Source organism: Candidatus Abyssobacteria bacterium SURF_5 (assembly GCA_003598085.1).
Taxonomy (GTDB): domain Bacteria; phylum Abyssobacteria; class SURF-5; order SURF-5; family SURF-5; genus SURF-5.
This window is the reverse complement of the sequence record QZKU01000024.1, coordinates 1-14,974: the sequence shown is the minus strand read 5'-3', so window position 1 is coordinate 14,974 and position 14,974 is coordinate 1. Positions and strand designations below refer to the sequence as shown.

Genomic DNA, 14,974 nt, shown 5'->3' with positions numbered 1-14,974 from the left:
TGCGTATTCGGCGGTGGGTATCTCGCGCCGATTCTCTTCAATATTCCACAGATAGATGAGCGCCTCGTCGGCCGTGCCGGTCGGCTGGAACTTGATGAGGTGGTAAACCACATTCACGTGGCTATTGCCGTAAGCCGGGGCTCCCGAAGCATTAATTTGTGGATTGAATAACCTTTCATTGGAATCGAAGTAGGGTGGTGTCCCGGTGCAAAGCTCCTCAGCGCCGTCGAAAGGATTCATATCATCCGTTCGCGTGATATCCAGACTTGAGCCGCCGCCCCAGTTTCGCGTCGTTACCGCCACAACCGCGACATTTTCATCGGTGAACCTATGCGTTTCCGTCCCCTCATCCTGAATCCATGTGGACTTGGTGGGATCAGGATCTTCATCCCATCTCATGATCATGAATTCAGCCGGAATCGAATAGATATCGAGGGCGAGCGCGCGGACCTGGCGCTTCGTGATTGCGATGCGGCGGGCGGTTCGTAACATTGAGCCGAGCTCGTTCGCGGCCCCCTTGAGGCCCTCCCCCTTCTGCGAAACGGCAAAACGGGGAACCACAATGACCATCATGAGCGCGATGATCGCCAGAACGACCAGCATCTCAACCAGCGTGTACCCCTGCCGCTTCATTTTCCCTCGCCAGCCACAGATTCGGTTAAGTCTCTATCCGCAGATTACGCAGATTTTCTCAGATTAAGAAACAAACTTTCAGCGACAAAAAGAGTCTTAGGCCCCTTCTGGTTCGATTCTTATATCTCTTGCCCCCGAAGATTTCCATTCATTCTAATCTGCGTTAATCTGCGGAATCTGCGGATCTATTGTTTTTGCGTATTCTTTTTTAATAATACACCGGGTCCGGCTCGGAGGCGCCTGAAGCGCCTACTCGCCCGGACCCGGTGTTTACCCGGGGAAAGGGCTCTTTCCAATCCCTTCAATCATTATCGACCCATAATGAAAACCTGTTTTTCATCTGCGGCGCCCACATGGGGAACCCCCTCACCCAAACCCTCTCCCTCAGGGAGAGGGATAAGACCCTCTCTTTGTCATTCCCGCGCAAGCGGGAATCCGTCTTCGGGCACGGCCCGCCGTGCCCCTACATCCATGAAAGCTTCTCCCGGACCCGATCCGGGATCTGCGAGAATCCGCGGATATCGCGCCTTTCTGCGGATCTCCTGCGACACCGGCAACTCCACCAGGGTCACACCATGATTTTTTATCCGCAGATTACGCAGATTCTCACAGATTAAAGACCGACATTTCAACGACAAAAAAATTCTTGAGCATTTGTCGTTTTCCTCAGTTTTCCCAAAAAATTCGTCTCATTCGTGTAATTCGTGGTCCAAAAGGTTTTTTCAGTTATTCGTCTCATTCGTGCTTCTTATTCGTGCGTTTTGTGTTCCAATATTTTTGTCTTTAATCCGAGTTAATCTGCGAAATCTGCGGATTAATAGTCTTTGTCTTTAATCCGTAAAAATCTGCAAAAGGATCCTTTTCTTTGCGACTTTTCTCGTCCGGGCGGCCACGCGGGGCCGCCCCTACATACGTGAAAATCTGTGAAATCTGCGGATCGTACGTGCTTCTTTTCATCATCCGCCGTAATTCGAATGGCTGCGCCACGGCCTCTTCTTGTTCCAGCTATTGATATCGTCGTTGTCTTGACCGTCGAGTTCGCTGTCGCCGTCGAAGTCTTCGTCGCGCGTATCGCCGCCGGTGCCGACGGTCAGCTCGCCGTCATCCTCTCCCTGGTCCTTCGTGCCGGGGATACCGTCGAGGCCGACGTCCTCATACCCGCAATCGAGCGAGCCGTCCGCGTCGAGGTCTTCATCAAATGTGGTTGACGGATCGATATCAAGCACGCCGTTAATCATGCCGTTCAACTCTATATCCTCGTATCCGGTCGCGGTCTGGTCCCGCTTGTCTCTTCCGATGGAGTAGATGTAGTAGCCGATATTGCGCGCGAGGCCGTCGGGCGAGATATCCGCATTGCCGAGCTCGATGTGATTGGGCGCCTCCGGCGTGGCCATATCGATATACGTCTCGATATTGTTGTTCTTGTTGTCGTCGTCGCCGTGATCGAGGATGCCGTTGCCGGAGCCAGCGCGCATCGAGGTGAACGCAGGCACGCCACCGGGCGTGGCCGCAGTTCTCACGTAGACAGTCGCAACGCCTGTATTCACATCGTAAACCGCGATACCGACGTCTTCGCCGGTATCCAGCCTGCCGTTCCCGTTAATATCCTCGCTGCACAACGTTCGATCATTCAGAGTGGGTGGACTATCGTTATTCGCAGGATCAATCCACAGATAGTCTTCGTCGCCCCTGTCGTTTAGGTCATTCGAGTTGTAGGTTGGCCGCCTCAATGGAGCGTAATAGACATACCTGTTGCCCCAGGGATCGAGCGGAATCTCCTTGATGTAGGGACCGTTCTTCGCGGTGGTCTTCAGCGCCCACTCGAGGTCATCGATGTTAATGACGCCGTCGCCGCGGTCGAGCCGGCCGTTGGACCGGCCGGTGCCGTCCGTATTGCACGCATAATCGTAGTAGCCGTCGCCATCGATATCGACGCCGGTATCCTCGTAAAGGTCAAGGACAGAGTTGCTGTTCTTATCTTCACCCGCATCAAGACTGTTATTGAAGTTGGAGTCTTCACTGGGTTCGAGAACGCCGTCGTTGTTCCTGTCTTCGGTCGGGAACACGTCGCCCGGATACGTCCCGAAATCGGCGTAGTAGGCCGCGAGCGCGGTCTCGATTTCCGCGATCTGATCCTCGGCTGCGTGCATCTTCGCCGCATCGATCCGTCCTACGATGTTAGGAACCACGATCGCGGTCAACAGCACGATGATTCCAACCACCACAAGCAGTTCCGTCAGGGTAAAACCTCGTTCATCGGCGAGCCGAGGAGGCATCGGTATCTCTCCTTTCATCGAAAAAGTGCGCCAAGCCGTGTGCTGGAGAAGATTTGGGGCAGAAAAAACCTCAGGAAAAGGCAGCATTTTCCCACCTCCGCAGTTGCCGAACGGTGAACGCCTTCGGCATCTTCTCGCGCTCCTCCACGCACAACTGATTTCGTAGGCATCACTTACGTTTCGTCCTGAATTCAGCCGGCTGCTTTGCCTGCCTGGTGGGCCGGAATCAGCCATTATTATTCGAGCAAAGACTGTGCCACAATAAGGCATACGGAATTGAACTGCCGGTTCCCAACTGCAATTGGCACATTTGCAAGGCTTTAGAACGACTGGCCGCCGCACGTTTTGGGGCTCGTTGAACCTGTTTCGGGACATCGGTATGCAGGGTGTGTCTTATCGTGCGCAACGCGGGCGCTATTTGATGCGTAACTTCTGTCAAAGATTGGGGTTTCGATGTGTATCGTGTTGGACATACCCGAGCGGCTGCCTTGACTCATTTCAGAACCTTGGGAATTCAATCACGCCTGAGCGCCCTGAACTAATAAAACGATCTTTTCAGTTATAAAAATTCGGCCGGGCCGTCACAGAAAAACAGCGCGTAATTTGTAGTTGTTACAACTTTTCGGTGCATTTTCACAATTTTCAGGGCAATCTGTGCCCGCTGCGACTATAAAGGGGGATCCCGCTCGTCCAAGCCCGTTGCAGGCCGGGGAGATCGATCAAACCGGCCGAATGAATTCGACCATGGAGATTCTTCGTCGCTCTGCTCCTCAGAATGACAATCCCGGGTGCACGGGCTGGAAGCCTGTGCGATAGGGCACGTCCCGCCGTGCCCCTACATCCGTGAAAGCTTGTCCCGGACCCGATCCGGGATCTGCGGAAGGATCCTTTTCTTTGCGACGTTTCTCGCCCGGGCGGCCACGCGGGACCGCCCCTACATCCATAAAAATCTGCGGGAATCTGCGAAATCTGCGGATTAATAGTCGTTGTCTTTAATCCGTGTCTTTAATCCGTGTTAATCCGTGGTCCAATAATCTTTGTCTTTAATCCGTGTAAACTTGTCCCGGACTCCGATCCGGGATCTGGGAAAGGATCCTTTTCTTTACGACGTTTCTCGCCCGGGCGGCCACGCGGGGCCGCCCCTACATCCGCGAAAATCTGCGGAATCTGCGGATTGACAGTCTTTGTCTTTAATTTCGGAATCTGCGGATCGCGAATCCTCTTGCTACAGCACGATCTTGTGCGCCTCAATTTTCCTGTCGAGCGTCGAGCGCGAGATGCCGAGCATTTCCGCCGCCTTCTTTTTTACGCCTTCCGCCCGCTGCAGCGCTGCAATGATGTGGGTCTTTTCGAGGTCGTTCAGGTTCGGAAACATCTGCGCGCCCGCGACCGTTTCCTTCTCGCTTCCGGGTTGAATCAACAGGGGGAGATGTTCGCACTTGATCTCGTCTTCGTCACACAGCAGGAGAGCGCGCTTGAGCATGTTTTTCAGCTCGCGCACATTGCCGGGCCAGTCGTAGTCGAGCAGAAAATTCTTGGCGGGCACGGAAATGGAAGCGATCTTCTTATCGAACTGGCGGCTGTACTGTTCGAGGTAGTGCTCGACGATCAGCATGATATCCTCGCGGCGCTCCTTCAACGATGGGAGATGAATCTGAATCTGGTTGAGGCGGTAATACAGGTCTTCGCGAAAATCGCCGGCCTTGACCGCTAGCGCGAGGTCGCGGTTGGTGGTGGCGATCAGGCGCACGTCGGTCGTGATGGTGGTGTTGCTGCCGATTCGCTCGAACTGCTGCTCCTCGATCGCCCTGAGCAGCTTTGCCTGCGCGCGCGGAGAGAGGTCTCCGATCTCATCGAGACACAGTGTCCCGTTATCGGCCAGCTCGAATTTTCCCTTGCGCTGATACGTGGCGCCGGTGAAGGCGCCCTTCTCATGGCCGAACAGTTCCGACTCGATGAGCGTCTCCGGAATTGCCGCGCAATTGACCTCCACGATAAGCTGATGGCGGCGGGGGCTGTTCTCATGAATGAAGCGCGCCAGAAGCCCCTTGCCGGTGCCGGTCTCGCCGGTTATGAGCACGGTGACGTCGGTGCGCATGATGCGATAGATCATCGCAAAGATGGATTGCATCGCCTCGCTGTTGCCAACGATTGTGGGGTGCAGCCCGAGCGCGCGGCTGAGCGCCTCCTTTTCGGAGCTCACCAGGTCGAACAGGCGCGCGTTGCGCACTGAAATGGCAATGGATTCACTGACTGCGGTCAAGAACTTGAGATCTTCTTCATCAAAGGAGGGTTTGTTTCGGGGATTGAGCACCTCGATCGAGCCGACAAGCTTGCCCCCCACCGAGAGCGGCGCGCACAACATGCTGCGAACCGGCATGCCTACCTTCCGAGAGATATCGTGGCGCACCCTGCTGTCGGAGCGCGCATCGGGTATCAGTATCGGCCGGCCATCCAGCGCGACCAGCCCCGCCACGCCTTCGCCCAATTTCAGCCGAATCTTCTTTACTTCCTCTTTCGCGGCGCCCGAGGCGTGGCGAAACTGAAGCTCATCCGTGCCCGGCTGCCTCAACACGAGCGAGCAGCCTTCGGCATCCAACGCGGAAGAAACGGTATCTATGACAAGGTCGAGAAGAGAATCTATTTCGATGGTGGAATTAATCAGATTGCTGATTTCAACAAGCTTGTGATATCGGTCCGACTGAGCGGGTGCAGGCATTGGTCCTCGATCGCGTTGTAGCAAAATGAGACCTTTTAAGAAGAATAGTATACAAATCCTTGGGTAAAGTCAAGCCGATGGTCATTTTGACGCATGAGCCAAGACCTTTTCATCCGCTGATTCCGCGGATTAAAGACGAAGATTATTGGACCACGGATTAACGCGGATTAAAGACGAAGACTATTAATCCGCAGATTCCGCAGATTTTCGCGGATTTAGAGGCATGCCGGCGTGGCCGCCCGGGCGAGAAACGTCGTAAAGAAAAGGATTCTTCCGCAGATCCCGGATCGGGTCCGGGACAAGCTTTCGCGGATTCGAGAAAAGACTAAATGACAATCTTCAGGATCAAAAGATACGAAGAGGAAACCGACAAAAGCTCGAGGTTTCTTTTGTCGTTGAAATGTCGGTCTTTAATTCTGCTGCAAAACCCCCACTCTCGGGTTCAACCGCGCTATGGTAGGTGCGAATTTATTCGCACATTCAAGACCGGCCGAATGAATTCGGCCCTACCAAAGGGGGGCTGCAGCGGAATCGGTCTTTCATCTGCGAGAATCTGCGGAATCTGCGGATGCGAACGCTTTGCTCTTCGCAAGCGTGCGGATGCGCCTTCGCAAACGCTTGACTACGTTCTTGCGATTCTGTTATGCTGTGATGTGGCAACTCTGTCTTATCAGGAACAGGTGCAGATGTGATAGTCGGCGTGGTGGACGGACAGGGCGGAGGGATCGGAGCACACGTGGTCGAGCGCCTACGGAAGGCGCTTCCCGAAGAGACCGAGATCATCGCCCTTGGCACCAATGCCATCGCCACCGTCGCAATGATGAAAGCGGGCGCCAACAAGGGCGCGTCCGGCGAGAATGCGATCCGCCAGACCGCGCCGCGCCTCGATGTTATTACGGGCGCGCTGGCGATCCTGCAACCGCACTCGATGCTGGGTGAGATTACCCCCGCAATGGTGGAGGCCCTCGTACAGAGCCGGGGTCGCAAGATCGTGATGCCGCTCAAGTCGGCCGAGATCGAACTGGTTGGACTCAAGGACGAGCCGATCCCTCACCTGATCGAAGAACTCGCCCGCCGCATCAGTGCACTTGTAAGGGAACCATCCAATGTGTGAAGCAAACGCCTATTTTGTAGAAGACGGCAAAGAGCAGTTGTATCTCGAGAGCGTGGATATCATCCGCCCCGAGGGCGACAGCGTCTATCTCCTCAGCGTTTTCGGTGAACAGAAGAAAGTCAATGCCCGGCTGAAAGAGATACGCCTGATGGACCACAAGATCATTCTCGAGAAGAGCTGAGAATCCGCGAAAACCGGGCCACGAAGGCCCGGATGCGACGACACAGCATCATTTCGATTCCTTACCACGAAGGTAATTGCGCTGGCACGAAGCCAGTGCAGCCTTCGTGATTTTTTTTCGGAATATCTTTCCGAAAACCGCGAAATGATGCCTGCGGGAGTCGTGTCCAGGCGACGGGGCTGGCTCCATTTACGGGATGCGACGGGGACTGGCTCCATTTACGGAATTCACGTCTTTTTGAATTCGTAGAATGGTGCCTGTCCCAGAGCAACAAGTATGCCTGAGGGCATAGAACGGTGTCTGTCCCCGGAGCGAGCGAAGCTGAAACCAGATCGCAAATGACAGCGGAAGGAGAACCGATATGACGACGTGGAGCCGCAAGATTCAAGCGCTCCTCTTAACTGCGCTTGTTACGGCGCTGCCCACCTCTGCGGCGGCGCAGGATGTTCCAATCGAGCAGGAACTGCGCGACTTGAAACAGATGGTGATCGAGTTGCAGCAGGTTGTCGAACAACAATCCGAGCAAATGAAGGAGCAGCAGCTACTCATCGAAGAGATGAGGGAGCAGATGCATTCGCCCGAAACCGCCGCCCGCCTGGCGCCGCACATCGACAAGCATCTGTTGCACGAAAGAGCCGACATAGGGAAGCAGTTGGGCGATTTGAGCGTTGCGGCGGCGCTGACCGGTATCGTGCAGGGAAGCATCGACGCCGAGGACCTCAGCGGAGAGAAGAGCGACACCATCGATGGCTCGTGGTCGGCCGACTTCGAGATCGAATCCCCTATAGGAGAGCGCGGACATGCCTTCATCCTGATTGAGGCGGGCCAGGGAGAGGGTCTTACCGATGAACTCGCCCTTCTCTATCACAACGTCAATGATGATGCGCTCGACTCCGAGAGCCGCCTCGAAATCAGCGAAGCGTGGTATCAGCATTCTGTCATCCCTGAGCGCCTCACGCTGGTCGCCGGCAAACTCGATATGACCAATTACTTCGATACGAACGAAGTCGCCAATGACGAACGATATGAGTTCCTCAATTCGGCGCTGGTGAATTCGATTGCGGTCGAATTCCCGGATAATGGGCCCGGCGCCGTCGCAACCGCATATCCCGCCGACTGGGTCGAAATGGCCGCCGGCTGGGGCAAGAGCGAATGGGAAGACCTCGACCGCGACGGCTTCGGCATTGCCCAGCTTCATTTCAAGCCGCTCCTGCTCGGGAGGCCTGGCAACTACCGCTTCTATGCCTGGCTCAACCACTCGGACAAACCCGACTTCAGTTCCGGGAACAGCGATGACGGATGGGGCGCCGGCATCAGTTTCGATCAGGCGATCACCGATTACCTAACGGCCTTTCTCAGGTTCGGTTTCGAGGATGATGATGTTTACGAAGTCGAAAAAGCATGGAGCGCAGGCTTCGAACTGGCCGGCCAGAAGTGGGGACGCGAAGGAGACGTCGCCGGTGTGGCATTGGCGCAGGCGCTTATCAATGACGACGTGGAACCCGACGACACCGAAACGCTCGTGGAAGCGTATTATTCGATTGCATTGAACGAGTGGCTGCGTCTGTCGCCCGACATACAGCTGATATCCAACCCCGGCGGCAACGACGACAACGATACCATCATTATCCTCGGCACTCGCGCGCAGGTGGATTTCTGAGGAAAGGCAAAGGCTGCGAATCGGCAGATTTCGCAGATCCCGGATCGGGTCCGGGAGAAGCTTTCGCGGATTAAGACAAAGATTATTGGACCACGGATTAACACGGATTAAAGACAAAGACTATTAGTCCGCAGATTTCGCAGATTAACTCGGATTAAAGACAAACATATTGGAACACGAATAAGAAGCACGAATGAGACGAATTTCTTGAGGAAAAGCTGAAAGACGTTTGGACCACGGATTAACACGGATTAAAGACAAAGACTGTTAGTCCGCAGATTTCGCAGATTAACTCGGATTAAAGACAAACATATTGGAACACGAATAAGAAGCACGAATGAGACGAATAACTGAAAAACATTTTGGGCCACGAATTACTGAATTAGACGAATTTTTTGGGAAAACTGAAAGACGTTTGAAAAGGCATGGTGGCACAGGCTTCCAGCCTGTGGAGTTGGCGGTTGTCATTCTGAGGAGCAAGGCGACGAAGAATCTCTCTTATTACCGAAACCAGGAAAAACATTCCACAAAAAGGAGCCGACAAATGAACAAGATCACCCCATTCGTTTTCCTGATGCTGTTCTCAGTTGCTGCGCCGGCATACGGTCATTTCCAGATGCTCGTTCCGTCCACCGATATCGTCTCTCCGGCTGACAACAAGGAGGTGAGCCTCAGGCTCATGTTCATTCATCCGATGGAAGGAACAGCGATGGATATGGCCGAACCGGCGGAATTCGGCGTCTTCGCGGGCGGCAAGAAACATGACCTGCTGAAGTCGCTCGAGGGCGCGCCCTGCAAAGGACGCTCGGCCTTCCAGGCCAGCTATACGATACGACGCCCCGGCGACCACGTCTTCTATGTGAAGCCCGCGCCGTATTGGGAGCCGGCCGAAGGACTGATGATCGTTCATTACACGAAAGTCGTGGTGAACGCGCTTGGACTCGAAGAAGGCTGGGACGCGGAGCTCGGATACGAAATGGAGATCGTGCCGCTGACGCGCCCGTACGGCCTGTGGGCGGGCAACCTGTTCCGCGGAATTGTGAAGAAAAATGGAGTACCGCTCCCGTTTGCCGAGGTCGAGGTCGAATATTACAATCAGGACGGCAAGGTGCAGCCGCCCGCCGATCCGTTCATCACGCAGGTCATCAAGACCGACGCCGGCGGCGTATTCAGTTATGCGATGCCGCGCGCGGGCTGGTGGGGATTCTCGGCCTTGAGCGAAAGCGAGCACAAACTGAAGAACCCGGACGGCGAGGAAGTACCGGTCGAGGTCGGCGGGCTCATGTGGATCAATGTCCGCGACATGAAATGAGATTCATAAAATCCAAGAGATGTATCCGCAGATTTCGCAGATCCCGGCTTTCGCGGATTAACCACAAAGATTATTGGACCACGGATTAACACGGATTAAAGACAAAGACTATTAATCCGCAGATTTCGCAGATCCCGGATCGGAGTCCGGGACAAGTTTACACGGATTCCGGAAAAAGCCTAAATGACAATCTTCGGGACCAAAAGATACGAAGAGGAAAACGACAAATGCTCAAGAATTTTTTGTCGTTGAAATGTCGGTCTTTAATCTGTGAGAATCTGCGTAATCTGCGGATAAAAAATCATGGTGTAACCCTGGTGGAGTTGCCGGTGTCGCAGGAGATCCGCAGAAAGGCGCGATATCCGCGGATTCCCGCAGATCCCGGATCGGGTCCGGGACAAGCTTTCATGGATGTAGGGGCACGGCGGGACGTGCCCGACCGCACGGACCTCCAGCCGGGCACCCAGGATTGTCGTTACTGAGGAGCAACGCGACGAAGAATCTCTCTGGTAAAGACTCCGATCCGGAGTCCGGAATACAAGATAAGAAGTCAGGTGATTGAATGCATATTTCGGAAGGCGTTCTCACAGCTCCTGTATTGATAACCGGCACCGGCTTGACCGCGGCCGGCGTCGCCTGCGGCTTGCGGAAGATGGATTACGACCGCATTCCGCAGGTCGCGATCACCGCGAGCGCTTTCTTTGTAGCCTCGCTGATTCACGTGCCGGTCGGCCCCGCCAGCATGCATCTTGTGCTCAACGGGCTCACCGGCATCCTGCTCGGATGGGCGGCATTCCCTGCTGTTTTGTCAGCGCTTTTTCTGCAGGCGATCGTCTTTCAATTCGGCGGGTTAACCACGCTCGGTGTCAACACGTTCAATCTGGCTTTGCCCGCAGTCGTCTGCTATCTGTTGTTTGGCCGCCTCGTAAGGGGAAAGCGGGCGGCGGTCTCGGCGGCGGCATCCTTTCTTGCCGGAGCCGCGGCCATAGCATTGAGCGGCATTCTGGTCGCATTTACGTTATTATTATCAGGGAACTCCTTTCTTGTGGCCGCCCGTATCATTGTGCTGGCGCACGTTCCGATCATGATTATTGAAGGAATACTGACCATGCTCGTCGTCGGCTTTCTGAAAAAGGTAAAGATCGAAGTCCTGGAGGCGCCCCATGAGCGAACGCATACCCGTGTATAGAAATCTCCTGATTGCCGCGGTTCTGCTGCCGGCGATTCTGGCCGTTCCGGCGCCGGCGTGGGCGCATAAGGTGAATGTCTTCGCCTATGTCGAAGGCGGCGAGGTGATCGCGGAAACGTACTTCGCGGACGGCCGCAAATGCGCCGATTCGGCGATCGAAGTTTTCGATGCGAACGGGAAGAAACTCCTTGAAGGAAAGACGGACGCGCACGGCAGCTTCCGGTTCAAGCCGCCGGTGCGGTCCGATCTTCTCATCAGGCTGAACGCATCGATGGGCCACCAGGCCGAATACGTGCTGCCTGCCGCCGATCTTCCCGCCGCATGGGGAATTCCGCTCCCTCCAAAAGAGGGAGAAATGGCAAAAACGGCGGAGAGCGGACCCGAAATAGTCGAACCATCGCCTGCGGCTGAAGAAATGCCGGCGATCGAGGAAACTGCCGACCTCACCGCTTTCGAACAGATGATAGACCGCGCAGTCGCGCGGCAGGTGGCCCCGTTGCGGCGGGCGTTCGAGGCGGAGCGCGACCGCAGGCGTCTGGTGGATATCATCGGCGGCATCGGTTACATCGTCGGAATCATGGGGCTCATCGCCTACCTGCGCAGCAGGCGAAAAGGGTAATATGCTCGAACAGGATTTTTCCGCCGGCTCGTCCTGGATTCACCGGCTCGACCCGCGCGTGAAGATCATTTCAGCGACGGGATTTTCGGTCGTGACGGCCCTGCTGAGCCGCCATCCCGCTCTGGCCTCGGCCGCATGCGCGGCCTTTGTCCTGATCGTGCAGGCGCAGTTGCCCGTCCGCCCGCTCCTGCGGCGTCTGGTGATAGTGAATTTCTTCGTGCTGTTTTTGTGGCTCACGCTCCCGATCAGGCTCGCGGGCGCGGCGCCCATTCAACTCGGGCCGGTCGGCATCGCGCCCGACGGATTTTCGCTTGCGCTCATCCTCACAATCAAATCGAATGCGATCGTAGCCGCCGGCATTGCGCTTCTTGCAACGAATCGGCCGGCCGAGATCGCGCGCGGGCTGCACCGCCTGCGCGTGCCCGCCAAGATCGTGCAGATATTGCTCTTCATGCTTCGCTATCTTTCGGAAATCGAGCGCGAGTACGGATGGATGAAGGCGGCCATGACAATGCGCGGGTTTCGACCGACAAACAATCTGCGGACATATAAGGCATATGCCCACCTGATCGGATTGCTGTTGATTGTAAGCTATGAAAAAGCGCAGGCGATCCATGCGGCGATGTTATGCCGCGGGTTTGATGGAAGATTTTACGTCCTCGATGAGCGGCCGCGCTCGCGGGCGGACATGCTTTTCGCGGCTTCAATGGCGGCTGTGCTAATGCTTCTGCTTTATCTGCAATTGGTCTAACCAAAACGGCTTTTCAATCAGTTCTTTTCCTCATAGCGCTCCCCCACCCTGCATGACACGCTTTATTGAGAACCCGGTAATCCATGAACTTTCGGCGGCATCCGTGCTCATCCTCATAAAGGAGAAAAAGCGCAGAATGGTTCCCTATTTTCCGTTTTACGGGTCCGTCGGAGTGCTGGTCGCGCTGCTCCTTCTGCTCGTTTTTCTCCTTATCGAAGTCAACGTCATTCATTATGCATTTGAAAAGATCGGAATCAACCACCGCTATGTTTTTCTCGTGCTGCTGCTGTCCTTTATCGGGAGTGCCGTCAATATTCCATTATTTGAATTGCCGGGTCACGTTCCGACGGTCGAAAACCAGATAAATAGCTATGGATTTGAGATATTCGTGCCCGCGCACGGCGTCACGGTCGCGATCAATGTCGGAGGAGCGCTCATACCTACGCTGGTATCCATTTTTTTGCTCGTGAAGATGGACCACGTGCTCCGAGCAGTTCTGGCGGTCGTCGTCGTCTCGGCGCTTTCCTTCTATTTCGCCACATTGGTGCCGGGCGTCGGCATCACGATTCCGGCATTCATTCCGCCGGTCACGGCAGCGCTATGCGCAATTCTGCTGTGCCGAAAAGAGGCGCCGCAGATCGCGTATATTTCCGGCAGCCTCGGAACCCTGATCGGGGCCGACCTCCTCAACCTCGGCAACATCGCCGTGCTCGGCTCGGAATTCGTCTCGATTGGCGGGGCCGGCACCTTCGATGGCATCTTCTTCTCCAGCATCATCGCCGTCCTGCTGGTGTCGATCTGATTCACCGTAAAGCTTCCGGTGGCACGGGCTCAGCCTATCCGCCTGTGGACTTTCAATTGTGCTGTTGTCACCAAGGCTTGCCGACCGCTTTCTAAAAAAGATGCCCCCCTCACCCATCAATCAGATGAGGGGGCACCACAAGAGATCAGAGAGTGTTTTTACGAGAAATGCGTCTTGTCACTCCAATACTCACCACGAAGCCGCACAAGAGAACAACTGCGAAGCCTGCGAGAGAAGGAGAATTAACGATGAAACTGCATTCCCACACTACAGGCTTCAGTACAATTCGCGTCGCCGATCTCATCGCTTCATGCCTGGAAATATATTCCGCAATCGGCGGACTTACCTTGTAATAGTAGTTGACAACGAACTGGCCGAGTTTGTTTGGCAGCAAATACCTATCCCTGAACCTCCTGAGAACCATTACATCGGCTCCCGTTTTCGAACCGTAAGCCGCGGTCGCAATAAAGCAGCCACCTCCTCCACCACCACCGCCGCCGGTAGGAACAGCAGCGGTCGCCGGCTGCAAACCCGAGAAATAATTCACGCATACTTCTATAGTTGGATCAGGGAAACCGGTGGCATGATCGGTTCGAGAAGCAAGCCATCCATCACCCACTTCCGCTCTTAACCAGCCTGTCGTTTCCTCATAGTGCCATATATCGTATTTCTCGAGATTCGTTTCTCCAGGAACTGGAATAAGAATCGTTAAACATTCATCGAAAACCAATCCTGATGGGTTCAGGTTGAGCGCAAGTCCATAACCTCCTGTCTCAGAGGGCAAAGACGGAATCTCCTCCGACAAACCAAAATACGGTTCTGGAATTAAAGTCTCAGAATATACCATCTTCGTTCCGGCCATCTCCCCCTCAATCAACGTTCTAGTAAGTATACCGTCATCAACAGCGGTGAATTGCGCAGGCAAATCGGGTGGAACATCTCTAACCTTAAATGAAAAAGTAAAGGGTGTCATAGAATGCTCAAAAACATCACATGCATCTACGGTAACTTGAACTTCAAGCCCATATAAAAGAGCTGAGGCATATGTATTTTCAAAATCAGGGCAAAACATCGCCCATATATCGGTTTGGTTGCCCGGCTCTATTTCCTGGAATGACATAGAACCAATGATCAAATCTTCCGGCAACGGCTCTTCGCCAGGAGAGTATATCCCATAAGCGGTGATCTGTGTTTGACACGTTACCGCAAGAACGGCCTCCGCCACCTCCTCAAAGTAAACTCCGGTGCTATCCTGTAACCGAACACGGATGCAAGTATCAGCCGGCACCAAGGCACCATCATCAATCCCAGCTCCCGCATGCGGGCAAAGCGAATCTTCCATTATCGTTGGAGAAAGGCTGTCACTGACAAAATCTTGGTCTGTCTGATCAGACTCAAGCGGTGAATAACTACGGTCAGTGGGAGTGAAGGCATGCCCGGCAAAGAAAGGTGTAACCACATAATTTCCGGCAAGTAATCCGGAAAATTGATAATACCCGGCAGCATTGGGATTTGTGACCCCCGCCGCATTCCCGCTCAGAGTAAGCGTTACTTGAGTCACATCGCCCGTATCAAGTGAGACCGTTCCCGAAATTGAGTAGGTGGGCGGAATCCATGTCCCTGAAAAATCCTGATTTATCTGGTCTGAAGCGAGCGGGGAATAACTCCGGCTTGCGGGAATGAAGGTATAACCGGCGAGGCTGGGTATGACTGTATAG

At 54.6% G+C, this 14,974-nt stretch carries 14 protein-coding genes; 10 read left to right on the top strand and 4 right to left on the bottom strand.

Annotated elements, in window-relative coordinates:
* The 3 genes from C4520_02635 to C4520_02625 all read right to left on the bottom strand — a co-directional run.
* Positions 1-633 (bottom strand): prepilin-type N-terminal cleavage/methylation domain-containing protein (locus C4520_02635; protein RJP25350.1); only part of this gene is annotated, 633 nt, incomplete at its 3' end.
* Between the two features lie 956 nt (positions 634-1,589).
* The gene (locus C4520_02630; protein RJP25349.1) at positions 1,590-3,284 is read right to left on the bottom strand and encodes a prepilin-type N-terminal cleavage/methylation domain-containing protein; all 1,695 of its coding nucleotides are present in this window, start codon (positions 3,282-3,284) and stop codon (positions 1,590-1,592) included.
* 850 nt (positions 3,285-4,134) lie between these two features.
* Complete coding sequence (locus C4520_02625; protein RJP25348.1) at positions 4,135-5,628, bottom strand: GAF domain-containing protein; 1,494 nt, start codon at positions 5,626-5,628, stop codon at positions 4,135-4,137.
* A 329-nt stretch (positions 5,629-5,957) separates the two neighbouring features.
* On the opposite strand from C4520_02625, the gene C4520_02620 reads away from it, so the two are divergent.
* The 10 genes from C4520_02620 (at position 5,958) to C4520_02575 (ending at position 13,256) form a co-directional block, all read left to right on the top strand.
* Complete coding sequence (locus C4520_02620) at positions 5,958-6,320, top strand: hypothetical protein (protein ID RJP25347.1); 363 nt, start codon at positions 5,958-5,960, stop codon at positions 6,318-6,320.
* Positions 6,317-6,742: a DUF3842 family protein gene (locus C4520_02615; protein RJP25346.1), complete on the top strand. Its 426-nt coding sequence runs from the start codon at positions 6,317-6,319 to the stop codon at positions 6,740-6,742. Before C4520_02620 ends, C4520_02615 begins: the two co-directional genes overlap by 4 nt.
* Positions 6,735-6,923 (top strand): CooT family nickel-binding protein, encoded by a 189-nt coding sequence (locus tag C4520_02610; protein RJP25345.1) that lies wholly within the window; start codon positions 6,735-6,737, stop codon positions 6,921-6,923. Before C4520_02615 ends, C4520_02610 begins: the two co-directional genes overlap by 8 nt.
* Before the next feature lie 361 nt (positions 6,924-7,284).
* The gene (locus tag C4520_02605; protein ID RJP25344.1) at positions 7,285-8,583 is read left to right on the top strand and encodes a hypothetical protein; all 1,299 of its coding nucleotides are present in this window, start codon (positions 7,285-7,287) and stop codon (positions 8,581-8,583) included.
* A 544-nt stretch (positions 8,584-9,127) separates the two neighbouring features.
* Positions 9,128-9,895 carry a DUF4198 domain-containing protein gene (locus tag C4520_02600; GenBank protein RJP25343.1) on the top strand — a complete coding sequence of 256 codons (768 nt, stop codon included), beginning with the start codon at positions 9,128-9,130 and terminating at the stop codon, positions 9,893-9,895.
* A gap of 227 nt (positions 9,896-10,122) precedes the next feature.
* Positions 10,123-10,377 (top strand): hypothetical protein, encoded by a 255-nt coding sequence (locus tag C4520_02595; GenBank protein RJP25342.1) that lies wholly within the window; start codon positions 10,123-10,125, stop codon positions 10,375-10,377.
* A gap of 80 nt (positions 10,378-10,457) precedes the next feature.
* Positions 10,458-11,084 carry a cobalt transporter CbiM gene (gene cbiM / locus C4520_02590; GenBank protein RJP25341.1) on the top strand — a complete coding sequence of 209 codons (627 nt, stop codon included), beginning with the start codon at positions 10,458-10,460 and terminating at the stop codon, positions 11,082-11,084.
* Complete coding sequence (locus tag C4520_02585) at positions 11,059-11,703, top strand: hypothetical protein (protein ID RJP25340.1); 645 nt, start codon at positions 11,059-11,061, stop codon at positions 11,701-11,703. The genes cbiM and C4520_02585 overlap by 26 nt, the downstream gene beginning before the upstream one ends.
* 1 nt (position 11,704) lies before the next feature.
* Positions 11,705-12,454 carry a cobalt ECF transporter T component CbiQ gene (gene cbiQ, locus C4520_02580; protein RJP25339.1) on the top strand — a complete coding sequence of 250 codons (750 nt, stop codon included), beginning with the start codon at positions 11,705-11,707 and terminating at the stop codon, positions 12,452-12,454.
* A gap of 52 nt (positions 12,455-12,506) precedes the next feature.
* The gene (locus C4520_02575) at positions 12,507-13,256 is read left to right on the top strand and encodes a DUF1614 domain-containing protein (protein RJP25338.1); all 750 of its coding nucleotides are present in this window, start codon (positions 12,507-12,509) and stop codon (positions 13,254-13,256) included.
* A gap of 145 nt (positions 13,257-13,401) precedes the next feature.
* Here C4520_02575 and C4520_02570 read toward each other — a convergent pair.
* Positions 13,402-14,974, bottom strand: a 1,573-nt coding sequence (locus C4520_02570; GenBank protein RJP25337.1) for a hypothetical protein, incomplete at its 5' end; no start/stop codon positions are given.